The 911-nt window shown below is 34.6% G+C and carries 1 protein-coding gene; it reads right to left on the reverse strand.

Annotated features, from left to right (window positions below; translation table 11 throughout):
* Positions 1 to 882 (reverse strand): hypothetical protein (locus CYP28_RS01850; protein WP_103592886.1); only part of this gene is annotated, 882 nt, incomplete at its 3' end.
* Positions 883 to 911: the final 29 nt, after the last annotated feature.

The raw sequence follows: 911 nt of genomic DNA on the forward strand, positions 1-911 counted from the left end.
TTTATTATAATAGTCCAGATCAAATAGATCGTCTAACATATAAGAATTGTGGCCTTTTTTTAGGATATTGCCAGCATAATGTTCTCTTGATATTAGTTTATCATATTCTTCACGCTCTAGTGTCAGTAGAGAGATTTTATGTTCGTTCTCGCGATAAAATTTATATAGGCTAAAAAGATCAATAGCCTCCGATCCGCCCATAATGAAATTATCCCCTATACAAAAATCCATTCTAAAAATATCAAATTTTCCTGCCTGATATTCAACTACTATCTTTGTGTGTGGTTTATTGTCTTTACTGTGGATAATATAGAGCTTTTCAAAGTTTTTACACTCAGATGCCAGCTCATGAAGCGTATAAGAGTTGATAACTCTTACATCAAATGGTTGGCCACTACCAGTTTTAAGCCATTCGTCTGATATTGTAAAGACTTTAGAAAAGTTTTCTAAAAAACTAAAACTAGGGAATGATTTAAGTTTTAAAATGGCATCTAGTTGTTCAAAGCTGGCTTCGCCCAGTTTTTCGCTTGCTGTAATAGTATTAATCCCAAATTCTTTTAAAACATACTTCATTCTTTCGACGAGCATTTGTCCATCGTCTTTAACGCTTGGATTGTTACTGCAAGTGTTTATGGCAAGGATTGCAGATAGACTTTCTGCCAAATTGGATAGCAGTTTTGTTTTATAGTGTGTTTCAACCATAAGCTCTAAGGCTAGGCGAGTGACTTTTGTCATTCTACTTTCGTCGCTCCAGGTATCGAGCGTAGCTTTAGTAAATCCCAGCTTATCTGCAAGCTCAAATCTTGTTAGACCATAAAGGTCACATACTTCTTGATGCAAGAAGGTCTTTTCTTCTTTTGGTTTTGGTCTAAAAAAACTCATTTTTTCTCCTTTTAGGGTAAAAATTAAAG

It is taken from the genome of Campylobacter concisus (genome assembly GCF_002914195.1).
Taxonomy (GTDB): domain Bacteria; phylum Campylobacterota; class Campylobacteria; order Campylobacterales; family Campylobacteraceae; genus Campylobacter_A; species Campylobacter_A concisus_M.